10 protein-coding genes are annotated in these 14,976 nt (G+C 42.0%); 3 read left to right on the forward strand and 7 right to left on the reverse strand.

Annotation, left to right across the window (positions count from 1 at the left end):
• Positions 1 to 83 precede the first annotated feature (83 nt).
• The 5 genes from EWV84_RS01865 to EWV84_RS01885 form a co-directional block, all read right to left on the reverse strand.
• Positions 84 to 275, reverse strand: a complete 192-nt coding sequence (locus tag EWV84_RS01865; RefSeq protein WP_287076052.1) for a type II toxin-antitoxin system HicB family antitoxin — start codon at positions 273 to 275, stop codon at positions 84 to 86.
• Between the two features lie 141 nt (positions 276 to 416).
• Positions 417 to 1,343, reverse strand: a complete 927-nt coding sequence (locus EWV84_RS01870; RefSeq protein WP_287076053.1) for a PEP-CTERM sorting domain-containing protein — start codon at positions 1,341 to 1,343, stop codon at positions 417 to 419.
• A gap of 147 nt (positions 1,344 to 1,490) precedes the next feature.
• A complete protein-coding gene (pta, locus tag EWV84_RS01875) occupies positions 1,491 to 3,587 on the reverse strand; it encodes a phosphate acetyltransferase (protein ID WP_287076055.1) in 2,097 nt (698 codons plus the stop codon).
• A 187-nt stretch (positions 3,588 to 3,774) separates the two neighbouring features.
• A complete protein-coding gene (locus tag EWV84_RS01880; protein ID WP_286825592.1) occupies positions 3,775 to 4,041 on the reverse strand; it encodes a hypothetical protein in 267 nt (88 codons plus the stop codon).
• Complete coding sequence (locus EWV84_RS01885; RefSeq protein ID WP_287076057.1) at positions 4,005 to 5,801, reverse strand: N-acetylmuramoyl-L-alanine amidase family protein; 1,797 nt, start codon at positions 5,799 to 5,801, stop codon at positions 4,005 to 4,007. The genes EWV84_RS01880 and EWV84_RS01885 overlap by 37 nt, the downstream gene beginning before the upstream one ends.
• A gap of 514 nt (positions 5,802 to 6,315) precedes the next feature.
• On the opposite strand from EWV84_RS01885, the gene EWV84_RS01890 reads away from it, so the two are divergent.
• The 3 genes from EWV84_RS01890 (at position 6,316) to EWV84_RS01900 (ending at position 12,107) form a co-directional block, all read left to right on the forward strand.
• Positions 6,316 to 6,750: a peroxiredoxin gene (locus EWV84_RS01890; RefSeq protein WP_287076058.1), complete on the forward strand. Its 435-nt coding sequence runs from the start codon at positions 6,316 to 6,318 to the stop codon at positions 6,748 to 6,750.
• Positions 6,751 to 7,060: 310 nt separating this feature from the next.
• Positions 7,061 to 8,065 carry a glycoside hydrolase family 10-like protein gene (locus EWV84_RS01895; protein WP_287076060.1) on the forward strand — a complete coding sequence of 335 codons (1,005 nt, stop codon included), beginning with the start codon at positions 7,061 to 7,063 and terminating at the stop codon, positions 8,063 to 8,065.
• Positions 8,066 to 8,522: 457 nt separating this feature from the next.
• Positions 8,523 to 12,107, forward strand: a complete 3,585-nt coding sequence (locus EWV84_RS01900) for an N-6 DNA methylase (RefSeq protein WP_287076062.1) — start codon at positions 8,523 to 8,525, stop codon at positions 12,105 to 12,107.
• A gap of 161 nt (positions 12,108 to 12,268) precedes the next feature.
• Here EWV84_RS01900 and cruG read toward each other — a convergent pair whose 3' ends face one another.
• Complete coding sequence (gene cruG, locus EWV84_RS01905) at positions 12,269 to 13,456, reverse strand: 2'-O-glycosyltransferase CruG (RefSeq protein WP_287076064.1); 1,188 nt, start codon at positions 13,454 to 13,456, stop codon at positions 12,269 to 12,271.
• Between the two features lies 1 nt (position 13,457).
• On the reverse strand, positions 13,458 to 14,372 hold the full coding sequence (cruF, locus tag EWV84_RS01910) for a gamma-carotene 1'-hydroxylase CruF (protein ID WP_287076066.1): 915 nt from the start codon (positions 14,370 to 14,372) through the stop codon (positions 13,458 to 13,460).
• Positions 14,373 to 14,976: the final 604 nt, after the last annotated feature.

Here is a 14,976-nt window from a genome sequence, read left to right on the forward strand (position 1 = left end):
ACCAGAACAGAGTAAATCTGTTAAGGCAGGTGCGAAACCCCGCAAGGGAAAGAAGCAGAAACCTAAATCGTGAGGTTTGGGAATCACCGTCCGTTTACGGCGGTGAGGATGTCAATGTGCGCTTCTAGGCTTTCTAGATATAAAGCAATTGCTTCCTGAATGTTGGCGAGTAACTCTTCCCGGGTATTGCCTTGAGAAATACAGCCGGGTAGGGAGGGAACTTCAGCCACATAAATGCCATCTTCATCTTGCTCAATTAAGACGCGATATTTCATGGGTTTGTCCTTGCTTTGAATTGATTGGAAGTCAATTATCTTGATCTAGTTTAGCGCGAGTTAGCAATCCCTAGGGATCGCCTCTTATTCCAGAAAAAGGGTTTCTTCAAGAAACCCTTTTTCTATGGCAATTAAGCCTTATCACTGTCCGGCTTTGGCTTTAAGAACCAATGCACCCAAGCCTAACAGTCCCAACGCCAAAACGGTACTAGGTTCAGGAACTTTCTGTCCTGTTACGGTTAAGGGAAGAGAAACCCCTTGAGCCGGAGTACCCTCGCTGATGGTAATCCAAGCATTTGGGGCAGCCGTGGTGTTAAACTGCCGTGCATTTCCAGTTAGAGTTACACGATTTCCTCCTGAAGTTGTCATTAGAAAAGGAGTAAAACCAGCTGTACCGCCTGTCGGTGACAGCCCCGTTAGTTGGTAGTCTGCCCAGTAAGTTCCTGGCGCGAGAGTAAGACCAGAACCACTGAAATTGGCGGCAATGTTCATCACCGGGCGTTGGGCATTGTTTAACACGCCATTGAAAGTGCGGTAAACGCCAGTCCAGTTAGTAGATAGCAGAGTTGTGGACGAACCCAGGATATTACTCCCGGCAAGACCGGGGGCATTGTCCCAAATATTAACTGAGATGCCAGTAAAAGGTGAAGTGGGGGGAAACCCATAAGTTGATGTCATGTAAGCCATCACCGATACCGTATCGATCGCCCACAGTCCTGCATTAGAAATGGTAAAGCTTTGTGCCAAGCGGAAACCACCGGTTGGATTCTGCCCCCCTGAAGTCACAGTAGCAGAGGCTTGACTGACATCTGAGCCGTTGAATCCTGCGCCGGGGTTGGTGACGATATTCGTCTGGCTAAATAGAGTGGTTGCCTGTGCGGGCAAGCTAATTACTGTTCCGAGAGTGACAGCAGTGGCCATGCCGATTGTTGTACCAAGAAAATCTGAGAAAGGCTTTAAGGAACAGGCGCGGACGGGCAGAGTGGTAATTCTAGTGATCGCGCTAACTGTACCAGCGAAGACAACACCGACACCAGAGAGGGATTTGAAGGTGGTTCTAGTATTCATTAGCAATTTTTAGTAAATTTTACCAAAAAGCTTATCACCCCCCCCCGATTTTGTCAAGTATCGCTGTTTTCATCGATTCTATAGGGTTTTATCTATGTAAGTCTAGAAAACGGGTTTCTCAAAGAAACCCGTTTTCTAACTGATAACTCAAAAAGATTGGGATTGAATGGCCGTGATTACCACCGTATTGATAATATCGGGAACGGTACAACCGCGACTGAGATCATTGACGGGTTTTTTTAATCCCTGTAGGATTGGACCAATGGCTAAAGCTTTCGTTTCCCGCTGCACGGCTTTATAAGTATTATTACCTGTATTCAGGTCAGGAAAAATAAACACCGTCGCTTGGCCCGCCACCTCTGACCCCGGCATTTTTTGGGCGGCTACTTCCTTATCCACGGCCGCATCGTACTGAATGGGGCCTTCTAGCTTCAAATCGGGGCGTTTTTCCCTAGCGATTTTGGTCGCTTGTCGTACTTTTTCCACGTCTTCTCCCTGGCCCGATTGACCCGAAGAATAGGAAAGCAGGGCGATTCGCGGTTCAATTCCGAATTTTTGGGCGGTTTCGGCAGAAGATAGGGCGATTTCGGCTAATTCCTCGGCACTGGGGTCGGGATTGACCGCACAATCCCCATAGACCAAGACTCGATCCTCTAAACACATAAAAAAGACCGAGGAGACGATCGCACAATCGGGCTTAGTTTTGATAATCTGGAGTGCAGGCCGAATTGTGTGTTGAGTTGTATGCACTGCCCCCGATACCATACCATCAGCATCGCCTTGATACACCATTAAAGTGGCAAAATAGGAGACATCCTGTGCATAATCCCGGGCCAGATCCAGATTCATTCCCTTGGCTTTTCTCGCTTCGTAGAGGGTCTGCACATAGCTTTCAAAATGGGGACTATCCACGGGGTGAATAATTTGCAGGCGATCGAGATCGAGAGTGATACCATGTTTTTTAATCACCATTGCGATCTCTTCCGGTTGTCCCAAGAGGGTTAAATCGACGATATCCTGTTCGATTAAAACTGTGGCTGCCCGGAGGATGCGCGGTTCAGTCCCCTCGGCCAAAACGATGTGACGTTTTTGCGCTTTGGCCTGTTGTACGAGATTATAGGTGAACATCTTCGGGGTAATCCCCTGGGTCCGCAAAGTGCGAATTTGCGCTTCTAGGCGATCGAGATTGATGTTATTGTGAAAAAGCTGCAGACTGAGGTTAATTTTATCGTAGTCCGTCGAGGTCAGGGTAGTCCGCACTTGATGGATGCGTTCGGCCGTGGTGTAGGTATCGGTGGTGACGGAGAGAATCGGTAAGGGATCGGGCAAACCTTCAATTAAACGGGCGATCGAAGGATTGAGACTATGACCTGCTGTTAAGACTATACCGGCTAATTGGGGATAATTGGCCGATTGGTGGGCCTGTAACATCCCGATAATCACATCGCCGCGATCCCAAGGGGTGATAATTAAACTATCTTCCTTTATCCGCTCTAGGGCATTTTGCATCTGCATGGCCACCACCAGAAAGTTACTGGCTAAACTATCTAATCTCTGCTGTCCGTAGAGAACTTTTGCCTGTAATTGTTGGGCGATTTCTGCCACTCGCGGGCTGCTAAGTTTAGCATTGTGGGGAATCACTCCTAGGGCATATTCTTGGGGGGGAAAAATTCTAGTCAGGCTTTTCCGTAATTCGTCTATTTTTTCCTCTTCTGCTTGATTGATAATAATCCCAATCACCGTACAACCTTTATCTTGGTAGGTGTCGCAGGAAATCAGGATCGGACTAAGGGCATCTTCGATACTGCGATGGTGGGCATTACCTAATATTAAGATGGGATGGCCGAGATTTTTGGCGATTTCTGTATTTAGTTCAAATTCAAAGGCGGAATTTTCTTGCAGATAATCGGAACCTTCACAGAGGATAAAATCATATTTTTTTTCTAAGTTTTTAAACTTTTTGATAATTCTTTCGATGATTTCATCAAATTTTTTTTGTACCAATAAATCCTTAACTTCTTCGTAACATAAACCGAAGGCTTCTTCGTAGGTTTGTTCTAATTTAAAATAATTGAGGATTAAGTCAATGTCTTCGTCCCGATGACCTTCGGAACAGTCGAGAACAATTGGCTGGAAAAAGGCCACTTTATTAGTTTTGCGGAGAATTAAGTCAATAATTCCTAAAGCTACTAACGCTTTACCGCTTCCCGTTGCCGTCGTGCTGATATATAAAGAGTTAGTCATGGGTAGAGGAGAATAATAACAGGAGTGGGATTTAATTGGACCACCCCAACCTTGAGGTGGGCAATTGATCCCCCCTTAATCCCCCCTTAATAAGGGGGGCAGCGAGCAAGTTGTCTATAAGGGTGTGAACTATTGGCAAATTTTTAGGTAAACTATCTTTATTTGTTTGCTCATCCAGAGATTTTTTTCACAGAGCGATCGCTGTTTGAATATCTACTAGAGAGCGATGGACTATACCTTGTAATCTAGCAGTTATTTTGTCCGATTGCTGTTCACTGGTAACATTTTTTCCATGAACTTGATTTAATTTCCTCAGACTAAAATAAAAACTCCAGAAAATCCTATCACTGGCTTTCCAGCTAGGGCTTGATTTTTCACAAAGATTTAAGCTTATCTCCCTCGGATTGCCATTAAATCTTAACTGGAAGCAATTACCCCAGATTGTTGAAACCATTGGCTAATTCCGGCGGCTAAAACTTGCGCTAATTGTTTTTGTGCCTCAGTATCGGTAATCCATTCAAATTCTTGAGGATTACTCATAAATCCTAACTCTAATAACAATGAAGGACTACTATAGGGACGAGTTAAAGCTAAATTATTCCAAAATACTCCATAGGAAGGACGGTTAAGATTTTTGGTTAAATAATCGTGGAGAAAAACCGATAAATCCGCTGCCTGGGGATGATACCAAAATATGCCAATTCCTTGAGTATTTAAGGCATCTCCATCATCGGGTAAAGCATTATAGTGAACCGATAGTGCTAGGGTTGGTTGCAGATTATTAATCATCTCTACTCGTGCCGGTAGGGATAAGTCGATGTCCGTTTCTCTGGTTAAATAAACTGTTGCCCCCAATTTTTCTAACTCCCGTTTAATTAATTTAGACATAAGCAAATTAATCTCTTTTTCTGTGTAACCCGTCGGACCGACTGCACCGGTTTCTTTACCTCCGTGTCCAGGATCTAATAAAATAACTTTGCCCTGTAAATTAGCACTTTTTCCCGGAGGATGACGCAGGGTTAAGATTAAATTTGTCCCCTGGTAACGAAGACTATAACCCCACTGTTGTTTTTGGTTAAGATTAAAAGTGTATTCTATCGTGGTCGGGTTAATTTGTCGCCAATCTAAACGTCTGACCAAAGGATTATCCACTAGAAAAATTGTATCGGTTTGGGCAATGGTATTATAAAGGGTCAAAATAAATTTATCATCTTCTTGTGCCACGGCGATCGGTACAGGATGGGAGAGGGGAAAAATAATTTCCGTTGCTTGATTGATACTTCGAGAAGAGAGACCGCGAATATTAGCATTATCCAAGACCTCATTAACTATTAAACGGGTTTCTCGCTCTAAAATCCAACCACCATAATCTAACCGTAACCAATCCCCTTCTTTCCCAGTGACTCTCGCTTTCGTGCCTTGGGGTAAAGGAGTTAAACGGGAATAATCACTACCCGGCCCCGTACGCGCTACCCCTTCCGCAACTATAATTTCAATCACGGGTAAATTTTGATCGCTAATAATGTTAATTTCTCCTTGACTTTGTTGGCTAATCGATCGATTATTTAATTGTGCTGTAAAAATAGGTTTTCCTAAGTTAGCCTCTTGCTGAAACTGTTGACAACCTCGATAGTAACCAGTTTTATCCTCGGACTTCGCTTGATTGAGATTAGTTAAAACTGCGGCATTACTAGGCAGTTTTGTGGTTTGAGGTTGGGGTAAAAGAGGCAGCATTTTATCTCCTAACTGCACAGAAACCTGTGCTTGGGGAGTAGCAATCGCGCTAAAACAAATCCATTCCCCCACTAACCGCGTCTTATTCACAGAAGGACTGAGAGAGTTATCAGCAAAAGCTAATTCTTGGGGAATAACTGCTTGAGTATCTCGACGAATTATTTGGCGATTAATAGTTTGGTTTTGATAGCGAATAGTGAAATTATTTTCGCCAACTTGTAGGGGAAAACTAGGGGCAAAATATCCTTTAGCACTGCGTTGAATCGGTTGATTATTGAGCAAAACTTGACCCGATGGAGGAGCAGAGCCAATAAAAAAGATTCTAGAGGCCGTGGTTTGATGATTATCGGGAGGATAAACAATCATCAATGAGGCAGATTTGGCCATGATAGTGTGATAAAAACCGATTAATAGCACTAAACCCAAACCGATTAAGATATTTTGCCCAAAAGTTCTCACTTTTAACCAGAATGGCCTCATATTATCCCCCTCTTAGCTGACAAATATTATCCTAGGACAAATTCTGGAGGTTTGTTGTTCGTCTTCTCAGCTGTACTGCATTTAAACTGATCAGGAAATTTAGTACAAATGCTCTGACTCCCACTTCCCCACCACCCCACCACCCCACTTCCCCATCACCCTAATTCATAATTCATAATTCATAATTCATAATTCATAATTCCCACACAATGCTCTAGCTCCCACTTCCCCACCACCCCACTTCCCCACTTCCCCATCACCCTAATTCATAATTCATAATTCATAATTCATAATTCATAATTCCCACACAATGCTCTAGCTCCCACTTCCCCCCGCAACGCGCACGCAGTGACCACCCCACTTCCCCACCACCCCACTTCCCCATCACCCTAATTCATAATTCATAATTCATAATTCATAATTCATAATTCATAATTCATAATTCCGACACCCTGTTTTTGACCCTCATCCCTTATGATCGATATAGATTAACTTTTGTAAAGGAATCGGAGTTATGGCTTTAACCGTTGGAACAATCGCACCGAACTTTACCACCACCGACGATACTGGAAAAACCGTTTCCCTGTCGGATTTTCAAGGTAAAGTCGTAGTTTTATACTTCTATCCCAAAGATGATACCCCCGGTTGCACCAAAGAAGCGCAAAGCTTCCGGGATAACTACCAAGAATACCAAGACAAGGAAATAGTAGTCTTCGGGGTGAGCAGGGATGACCAAGGTTCCCATGCACAATTTAAAGAAAAATACGGCCTACCCTTCCAATTGCTAGTAGATACCGATGGTGCTATCACCAAAGCTTATGATGTCGATGGGGGTGGTTATTCTAAGCGCGTCACCTATATCATCGATGGAGAAGGCAAAATTAGCCATGTGGATGACAAAGTGAATACCGCTACTCACGCATCGGATATTCTCTGTGTAGTCGGTTAATTTTCCCTAAAATCTTTTCTGGGTGTGTTAGGGCAGCCTAATACACCTGATACCCCAGTTCACTGATAATCAGTTTTTAATAACCGGATTTAGTATAACTAAATAGGTCTTGCTGATGATGAACTGAATATTAAAAATCGGACTAAAATAAGTGGGTGGGTGGAATTAAATATAATATGAACGTAGGTTGGGTTGAAGCATGAAACCCAACGCCTGCATGGGTTACGCTACCGCTAACCCATCCTACAAATAATTTGGCCTCCCTACTTAATACTATTATCAAATATCTTGGTGGGATTAATCGGGAATCATGGTTAAGTTTAGCAAGTACCTAAAGAGGTTTGGGATTGTTGCTGGAGTGGCTTTTTTGTTGTTGGTTACTCACCGAGCGGCTCCCCGGAAGGCAGTGGAAAATGAGCAGATGAAGGGGGTTTGGTTAACCAATATTGGCACGATATTGTTACATCACACCACGTCTTTAGATGAGGTGTTAAATCATCTTTCGCGATCGGGTTATGACCGGGTGTATTTTAGTGTTTATGGGTTGAGGGGAACGCTTTATCCGACTTCCCAGCGTCCGACGAATTGGTTGTTTGTGCCGCCGTTGATCAATCCCTGGAGGGCAGCGGTTAAGGAGTCTTTACGGCAGGGTTTGAAGCCCTATGCTTGGTTTGAGTATGGTTTGATGTTATCGCCTAAGGATCCCATTGCCAAAAAGCATCCGGATTGGCTATTAAAAACGCCCGCAGGGAAGACGGTGGTGGAAACCAATGTCTGGTTAGATCCGGCGAATCCGCAGGTACAAGCCTATCTTTTGGGGAATATGGAAGATATTTTAAAAGAAAAAGATTTGGCGGGGATTCAGTTAGATGATCATTGGGCGGTTCCGCGTGTTTTTGGTAATAAAAGTCAGGCTTTAACGAATTTAACCCGCAAGTTGCACGATCATGTCAAGGCGATTAATCCCAAGTTGGTGGTGAGTCTTTCGCCTAATCCTCACTCTTTTGCGGTGAATAAATATAATCAAAATTGGTTGGCTTGGGTGCGTCAAGGGATTGTGGATGAGGTGGTCTTACAGATCTATCGGAAAACTCCCAATCAGGTGGCGGCGAGTCTTTCGGGATCGGGACTGGCGACAGCTTCCCGGTATGTGCCAGTGGGGGTGGGTTTATATGCGGGTTGGAATCCTGATTTTTCCTTAAAGGGTTTACAAGCTCAGGTGAGGACGGTGGAGCAGCAGGGTTATGGCTATTCGTTATTTTGTTGGGAGTTTGTGGTCATGCGTCATCTTTTTAATCATATTCCTCGGTTTTAAGTAGGTAGGCGTTAAAAATTATCAGATGCCCCCCTTATTAAGGAGGGATTAAGGGGGGACTAAGGGGGGATCGGCACCCCCCTTATCAAGCTGTCCTTTAGTCACATCTTTCTTAACATTTCAAACCTTTGTAGCACAAGGCTTTCAAGACTCGGTTAACAATCTGTAATATTCCTTGTTGACACCCTTACTGACAAAGAAAAAACTGAAATCAAGTCAGGATAAGGGTTGGAGTGCTTACTGCAAAAATTGTTAAGAAAGATCCCTATAAGGGATAGCCTTATCAAGGGGGGCAGGGGGGATCGAACCTAAAATCCATTTTTAATTTAATTATAACCAGCTACTTAACGGGCTAAACAATCAAGATGCTCAAGTTAACTTTTTTTGGGTTGCCTGAAATGCCCGGTTAATATTATAATTTTTTTATCTCAGTCAATGAATCGGTCATCAGACGCTTATGAGTTTAATTCAAGAAGGAATCAAAAAAGGCTTAATTAAGTTAGATGATGAGCAGAAATATATTACCTATATTAATCAAAATAAAAAGCGAAATTATAGCAATCCTGAAGAACAGGTACAAGCTGAGACTTTTTTAAAATTAATTTTGACCTACGGTTATGCTCAAAAGCGGATTCGGTTATTTGTTCCTGTAGTAATGGGATCAACGACCAAAGAAGCGGATATTATTGTTTATAATGATGATGAGCAGAAATCGCCTCATATCATTGTTGAATGTAAAAAACAAGAGGTTTCAGAATTAGAATTTACTCAGGCAGTGGAGCAGGGTTTTAGTTATGCGGTGGCGGAAGGAGCGAAATATGTTTGGATAACTTCCGGTATTAAAGATGAATATTATCAAGTACCAACAGAAAAGCCAAAGGAAAGAATTACTATCACTGATATTCCACAAGCGGGAGTGGAAACATTAGCGCGTTTTAAATATGCTAAAGGTGGTGGTATTTCTAATGGACAAAAGTTATTTGAGTTAACAGTAGTTACAGAGGATGAGTTAACCCGTCGTTTTAAGCAGGCTCATCAATCGTTATGGGGAGGGGGAGAGTTGAATCCCTCGGAAGCTTTTGACGAGTTAGATAAGCTGATTTTTTGTAAAATTTGGGATGAAAAGAAAGCTCGCAAGGTAGGGGAACCCTACGATTTTCAGATCTTTAGTGTTGCTCCTAAAGCTAATGAAAAAGAGGAGGAAAGAAAGCAACGGGAAAATAAGCAATTAAGTGAGCGCATTAAGGCTTTATATGAAGAAGGCCGTCGAGCAGATGCAGAAGTTTTTAAGGATGATATTCGCTTAAGTCCAGAGAAGTTGCGGACGGTGGTGGGTTATTTGGAAAGTATTAATTTAGGCGAAACAGACTTAGATAGTAAGGGTCGCGCTTTTGAGACGTTTATGGGGTCATTTTTTCGCGGAGATTTTGGGCAGTATTTTACACCTCGACCAATTGTTAAGTTTATTGTGGATGTGCTACCCATCAAGCACAATTCTTTAGTTTTAGACACATCTTGTGGAAGCGGTGGTTTTCTGCTTCATGCGTTAGAGAAGGTTCGTAGGGAGGCCAATGAATACTATCCCAATTATAAAACGGATCCGAAAGAATATAACAAACATTATCAGCATTGGCATAATTTTGCTCAGAGTAATTTGTTTGGCATTGAAATTAATGAACAGATTGCTCGGGTTGCCAAAATGAATATGATTATCCATGATGATGGTCATACCAATGTAATTGCGGCGGATGGTTTACGCGATAGTGAAGATTTAATTAAACGGACAGAAAATAAAGGCTTTACATATAATCGCTTTGATTTTGTTATTACTAATCCGCCTTTTGGTTCGGTTATTAAACAAACGGAACAGGCTTATATATCCCAATATAGCTTTGGGATGAAGGCGGCAGATTGGTTAAATCCTAAAAGTAGGACAGCGGAGCGAGACAGTCAAAGCACAGAAGTTTTATTTCTTGAGCAATGTCATAATTTTTTAAAGGAAGGTGGCTATTTAGCGATGGTGGTTCCTGATGGTATTTTGACTAATTCAAGTTTGCAGTATGTGAGGGATGGAATCGAGGAAAAATATCGCATTGTGGCGGTGGTTTCCATGCCTCAGACGGCTTTTTCGGCAACGGGAGCGGGGGTTAAAAGTTCGGTTTTATTTTTGAAGAAGCATTCGCAAGCAGTAACGGAAAGTATTCAACAGGCTAAACTGGCTTTACAGGATCAAATAAAGCAAAGTAATGATTATTTAAAGTTATTGGATAAGATTGAAAATAATAAGAAGCGGCATTTAAAGGAGTTACGAGGTTTTGATAATGCTCAAAATTTGTCTGGTAAGGCGTTGACAGATTCGGAGCTTTATAAGGAGTGGAAAAAGTCGGTTACGGCGGAATATAATGACCAAATTGAGGCATTAAAGGAGTCTTTGAGTGATCAGTATGCGGAAGAAAAGCAAAAGGTAATTCAAGATTATCCGATTTTTATGGCGATTGCTGAAGATATTGGTTATGATGCAACGGGTAAACCGACTAATAATAATGAGTTAGATTTTATTGGTGAGGAGCTTGCGCGGTTTATTGAGTCAATAGAGTCAGGGAAGGATAGTTTTTTTTTAGGTCTTAATGTGGATAAAAATAAGATTTTTATGATTAATTTGCAAGAATTAGAAGGAAGGCTCGATCCACATTTTTATGAGCCAAAATTCATAGAAAATGAAAATAAATTACAAAAAATAGGCTGTACCAAATTAGCTCATCAAAGTTTATCTATATTTTCTGGAATTACTCCAAAAAGTGGAGGTGATGCTTATTGTGAGATGAATGTAGGGATACCTTTTATAAGAAGTGGTGACTTTTTAGAAAATGGTAATATTAATTTTTCTGAATTACTTTATATAAAGCCAGATATTCATAATGGGGTTATGAAAGGTTCACAACTTAAGAAAAATGATCTCTTGATCGCTATTGTTGGAGCTACTATAGGAAAAGTAGGAATCTATCAAGATTCAAGAGACGCTAATATTAATCAGGCGATTGCGGCTGTTAGGTTAAAACAAAATCTTAAGCCAGAATTTGTCAGAGCTTTTTTACTTACACCAATCGGTCAAAAAGTAATTGATCGAATCAAAAGACCAGTTGCAAGAGCAAATTTAAATCTTGAGGAGGTAGGCTCTTTTCTCATACCTGATTTTTCTATTTCTAAACAAAATAAAATTATTTTAGCAATGGATGACGCTTATGCGGCTAAAAAACAAAAAGAATTAGAAGCACAGCAATTACTAGATAGTATTGATGATTATCTGTTAGGGGAGTTGGGGATTGAGTTACCAGAACCCGAAGAAAACACTATTCAAAACCGAATTTTTATCCGTAATTTAAGCGAAGTATCAGGCGATAGGTTTGATCCTAGTTTTTATAAACCTGAACATATTTTTTTATTTTCTACAATCAAGAAATTATCACATGATAAGTTAGGTCACATTGTTAAATTTTCTTATGAGGCTTGGGATCAAAAAAGTATTTTTGTTGAAAAATTTCCCTATATTGAAATTGGCGAAATAAATGTTTCTCTTGGTGAGATTCAAAATATTAGTATGATTGAAATTGAAGATGCACCAAGTAGAGCAAGAATGATAGTAAGAGGTGGTGATATTTTGATTTCTACAACCCGTCCTAATAGAGGAGCTATTGTCAAAATAGATCAAGGAGACAATTTATTCATAGCATCTACTGGCTTTGCAATCATTCGACAAATTATAAACAAAAATTTAAATAAAGATTTCCTGTTTTATGCTCTTCGGCAATCAATTTCTTTAAAACAAATGGAGCAAAGAAGTAGTGGTGGCAATTATCCTGCTATTACACAAGAGGAGTTAAAAAATATTTTAATTCCTCTGCCACCACTTGAAAAACAAATCGAAATTAGTGAGCATATCACCGCCATTCGGAATCAAGCCAAACAACTCCAACAACAAGCGAAAGACGACCTAGAAAAAGCTAAACAGGAAGTCGAAGCCATGATTTTAGGTGATGACTAAAAGCCTAATTTATCGGCTCTTCTAGGTTCTGTGTGATAAGTTTAACTTACATAGGATCGATCTTTGTGTCCTCTGTGTCTTTGTGGTTCCTTCCACTCCCTCGCCAGCAGGACTGTATCTTAGAATACATTTTACCCACCAAACCTAAGAGAGCCATATTTTTAATACACTCGACCGCGCCAACTTTGGGGACGGGTAAAAGCAGAGATAAAAATGCGGATAACTGCCAGCGGATCCGCTAGGGGAGATAGCCAAAATAGTCCCGAAGATAGATTGACTTTTTCGCCGCGATAGTAACTAGGAGAGACGGCCAATAAAAGGGCAAAACGAATCAATAACAGCAGCAGATTTAAAGCGAGGAGAATTTTTAAACTCAGGAAATCGTAGCCGAAATTAAAAGCCGTTACAAGCAAGGGAGTGATGATTATCGGTAATCCCTGAGTACAGGTCAATAAAGCTAAATCTCCCCATAATTGCCCCTGATAGGAGGCATCTTTCAGGTCCAGAGATCTGCCCCATTCGCGCCAAGTTTCCTTAAGTCCTTCGTACATCCGCACCCTAATTAACTTCGCCCCATCGAGAAATCCCACCCGATAGCCTTTAGTTGCCGCTAGACGGGCGAGGGTGACATCATCGCAAAAAGAACCTTTTGCCCCGCTATAACCGTCTAAAGCCGCTAAAACTGACCGCCGACAGAGAAAACATTGACCATTGGCCATCACTCTTTCGGGATCTTGTTCTCGCACCCCGGCGGAATCAAAGCGATAGAGCAAAGTCATCAATAAAGCCGGCTGTAACCACCATTCCCCCGGATAGGAGAGGATAAATTGCGGCGACAGGGAAACTAAATCATAACCTTCTGCGATCGCAGCTTTCACTAAACTAGCCACTAAATTAGCTTGGGGTTGCGTATCGGCATCAATGCCCAAAATCCAGTCACTTTCAGGGGAACTAAACAAAAAACCATTGTGTAACGCCCAGGGACGACCTACCCAATCTGGGGGTAAAGGATAATCGGTTTTCAAGCGAAAGCGGGGGTCTTTTGCCGCTATCTCCTTGACTTTTTCCCGCGTACCATCTTGGGAATTGCTATCGACAATCAGAATTTCTCGCACCTCGTAACTCTGTTGAGTCAATCCCCGTAAACAACCGTCAATCCTGGCCACTTCGTTTAACGTCGGCACAATCACGCTTACCGTCCCTAACATCTCTGGAGTGGGAGGTTGGGGAGTCAGGGGAGGACAACGACGCGCCCCTTTCAGCAGACGGGAAAGAAGGATAAAAAAGGCAACAGCCTGAGACAGCAGTAGCCCCAGGCAGAATGCACCGAGAATGATCTCAGTTAACAACTTATTTGGCTCCTCTCACCGAAACAACGGGGATTTTTAGGGTTGTTACTTCGCTGGTTGCCACTGTTTGCCCGGAAGCAACAGCCTTGGCGCGATTATAGAGAAGGATTAAAGGCAGAACACCGGTGAGTAATCCTAAGAAAATCGGCGGATAAATACCAGCACCGATACTCATGACCGTAGCAAAGCCAAAATTACCTAAATACATCACAAAAGGCAGGGTTAAATCTTGACTTGGCAGTTTCACCGGTTGCACTTGCCAAATTAAAGTGGCTACCGTCATAAAAACACAGCCTGTACCGAACCAACCGGCAAAATTTTCATAGGGCATCCCAAAGAAGGCCCCCGGTTGTTCCCAAATCCAGAAGGGGATGGTAGTTTGACTCATGGCCGGATCTAGGACAAAATCCCATGAAGTTAATAATACCCCCCCGATAGCGATCGCTCCTAGATTTTGTAGCCATTGGGGTAAAGCAAGAGTGGATAAACCAACACGAGCGATAATATAGGCACTAAAACCGAGATAAAACCAAGATAGGGGGATAGTAAAGGGTACTAAACCCGCAATTTTGTAACCTAAGCCCGAAAGATAACGATAATGACCGAAAGGAAAGCCGGTACTGGTTCCCAAAAGTTCGCTACAAAGGGATAAACTGATAGCGGGAACCATGAATCCTAACCAGTGCCACACTCCTAGAGTCCGATAGGCATAAACAGCCACCGCTGCCATTCCTAAAACCATATACACCACACCCCCCCCAGCCATTGACCAAGCAAAGAAGGTTTTGCCAAAATCTGGTAAATTGGCCACAAATTCGGGATGGGGCAGAACTAGCAACAATCCGGCTAGTCCAAAAGCCATCGATACAATATGACCGATGAGCAGAGCTTTTTCGATCGCAATTAGTCGTCTCATTAAATCTCTAGCACTGCGAAGGGATAATCATTTTCAAGTTTACAAATCTTTATTAAAGAATTATTACCCAGATCGGTCACTTTCGGCAAAAAAGTTTTACAGGGGTTAGGGATTTGCCTGTAGTAGTTCTTTAGGAGTCACTAGGCAGGAGTCAGTGGTCATAATAATCAATCAAATTGTCTATTTAGAGATTTTGGCTCTTCGGTTTGTGTTATGCAATGGACGGGGGATATAAGGGATGGAACCCTTATGTAGAAAGGCACTTGGCGATTTTTGTCAATTGTTTTTGATCTAGAGCGAACTAATCAATTAAGAGATTTTGTGCTAATTTATACTTGGTTTTTTCATTTTTTCAACCCCCAAAAATTAATTATGCAAGGGGCAATGACTAAGAGGATGTTTGAAAATGTATGTTAACAATGATGCTTTTAGCCCGAAAAAAAGGTTCTTCGGTTTGTGTTATGTAATGGACGGGGGTTATAAGAGATGAAACCCTGATCTAGAAAGACATTGCTGCGATTTTTGCCAATTGTTTTCGATCTAGAACTAGCTAATCAATTAAGTCTCTTGCCAGATAAGGATTTAGTCGATTTATGCCACCCTA

It is taken from the genome of Microcystis sp. M_QC_C_20170808_M3Col, assembly GCF_007095505.1.
GTDB lineage: Bacteria > Cyanobacteriota > Cyanobacteriia > Cyanobacteriales > Microcystaceae > Microcystis.

Coding starts and splice junctions, on each gene's coding strand:
- EWV84_RS01865 (WP_287076052.1), bottom strand. CDS start 275: ATGAAATATCGCGTCTTAATTGAGCAAGATGAAGATGGCATTTATGTG.
- EWV84_RS01870 (WP_287076053.1), bottom strand. CDS start 1,343: ATGAATACTAGAACCACCTTCAAATCCCTCTCTGGTGTCGGTGTTGTC.
- pta (WP_287076055.1), bottom strand. CDS start 3,587: ATGACTAACTCTTTATATATCAGCACGACGGCAACGGGAAGCGGTAAA.
- EWV84_RS01880 (WP_286825592.1), bottom strand. CDS start 4,041: ATGGTTTCAACAATCTGGGGTAATTGCTTCCAGTTAAGATTTAATGGC.
- EWV84_RS01885 (WP_287076057.1), bottom strand. CDS start 5,801: ATGAGGCCATTCTGGTTAAAAGTGAGAACTTTTGGGCAAAATATCTTA.
- EWV84_RS01890 (WP_287076058.1), top strand. CDS start 6,316: ATGGCTTTAACCGTTGGAACAATCGCACCGAACTTTACCACCACCGAC.
- EWV84_RS01895 (WP_287076060.1), top strand. CDS start 7,061: ATGGTTAAGTTTAGCAAGTACCTAAAGAGGTTTGGGATTGTTGCTGGA.
- EWV84_RS01900 (WP_287076062.1), top strand. CDS start 8,523: ATGAGTTTAATTCAAGAAGGAATCAAAAAAGGCTTAATTAAGTTAGAT.
- cruF (WP_287076066.1), bottom strand. CDS start 14,372: ATGAGACGACTAATTGCGATCGAAAAAGCTCTGCTCATCGGTCATATT.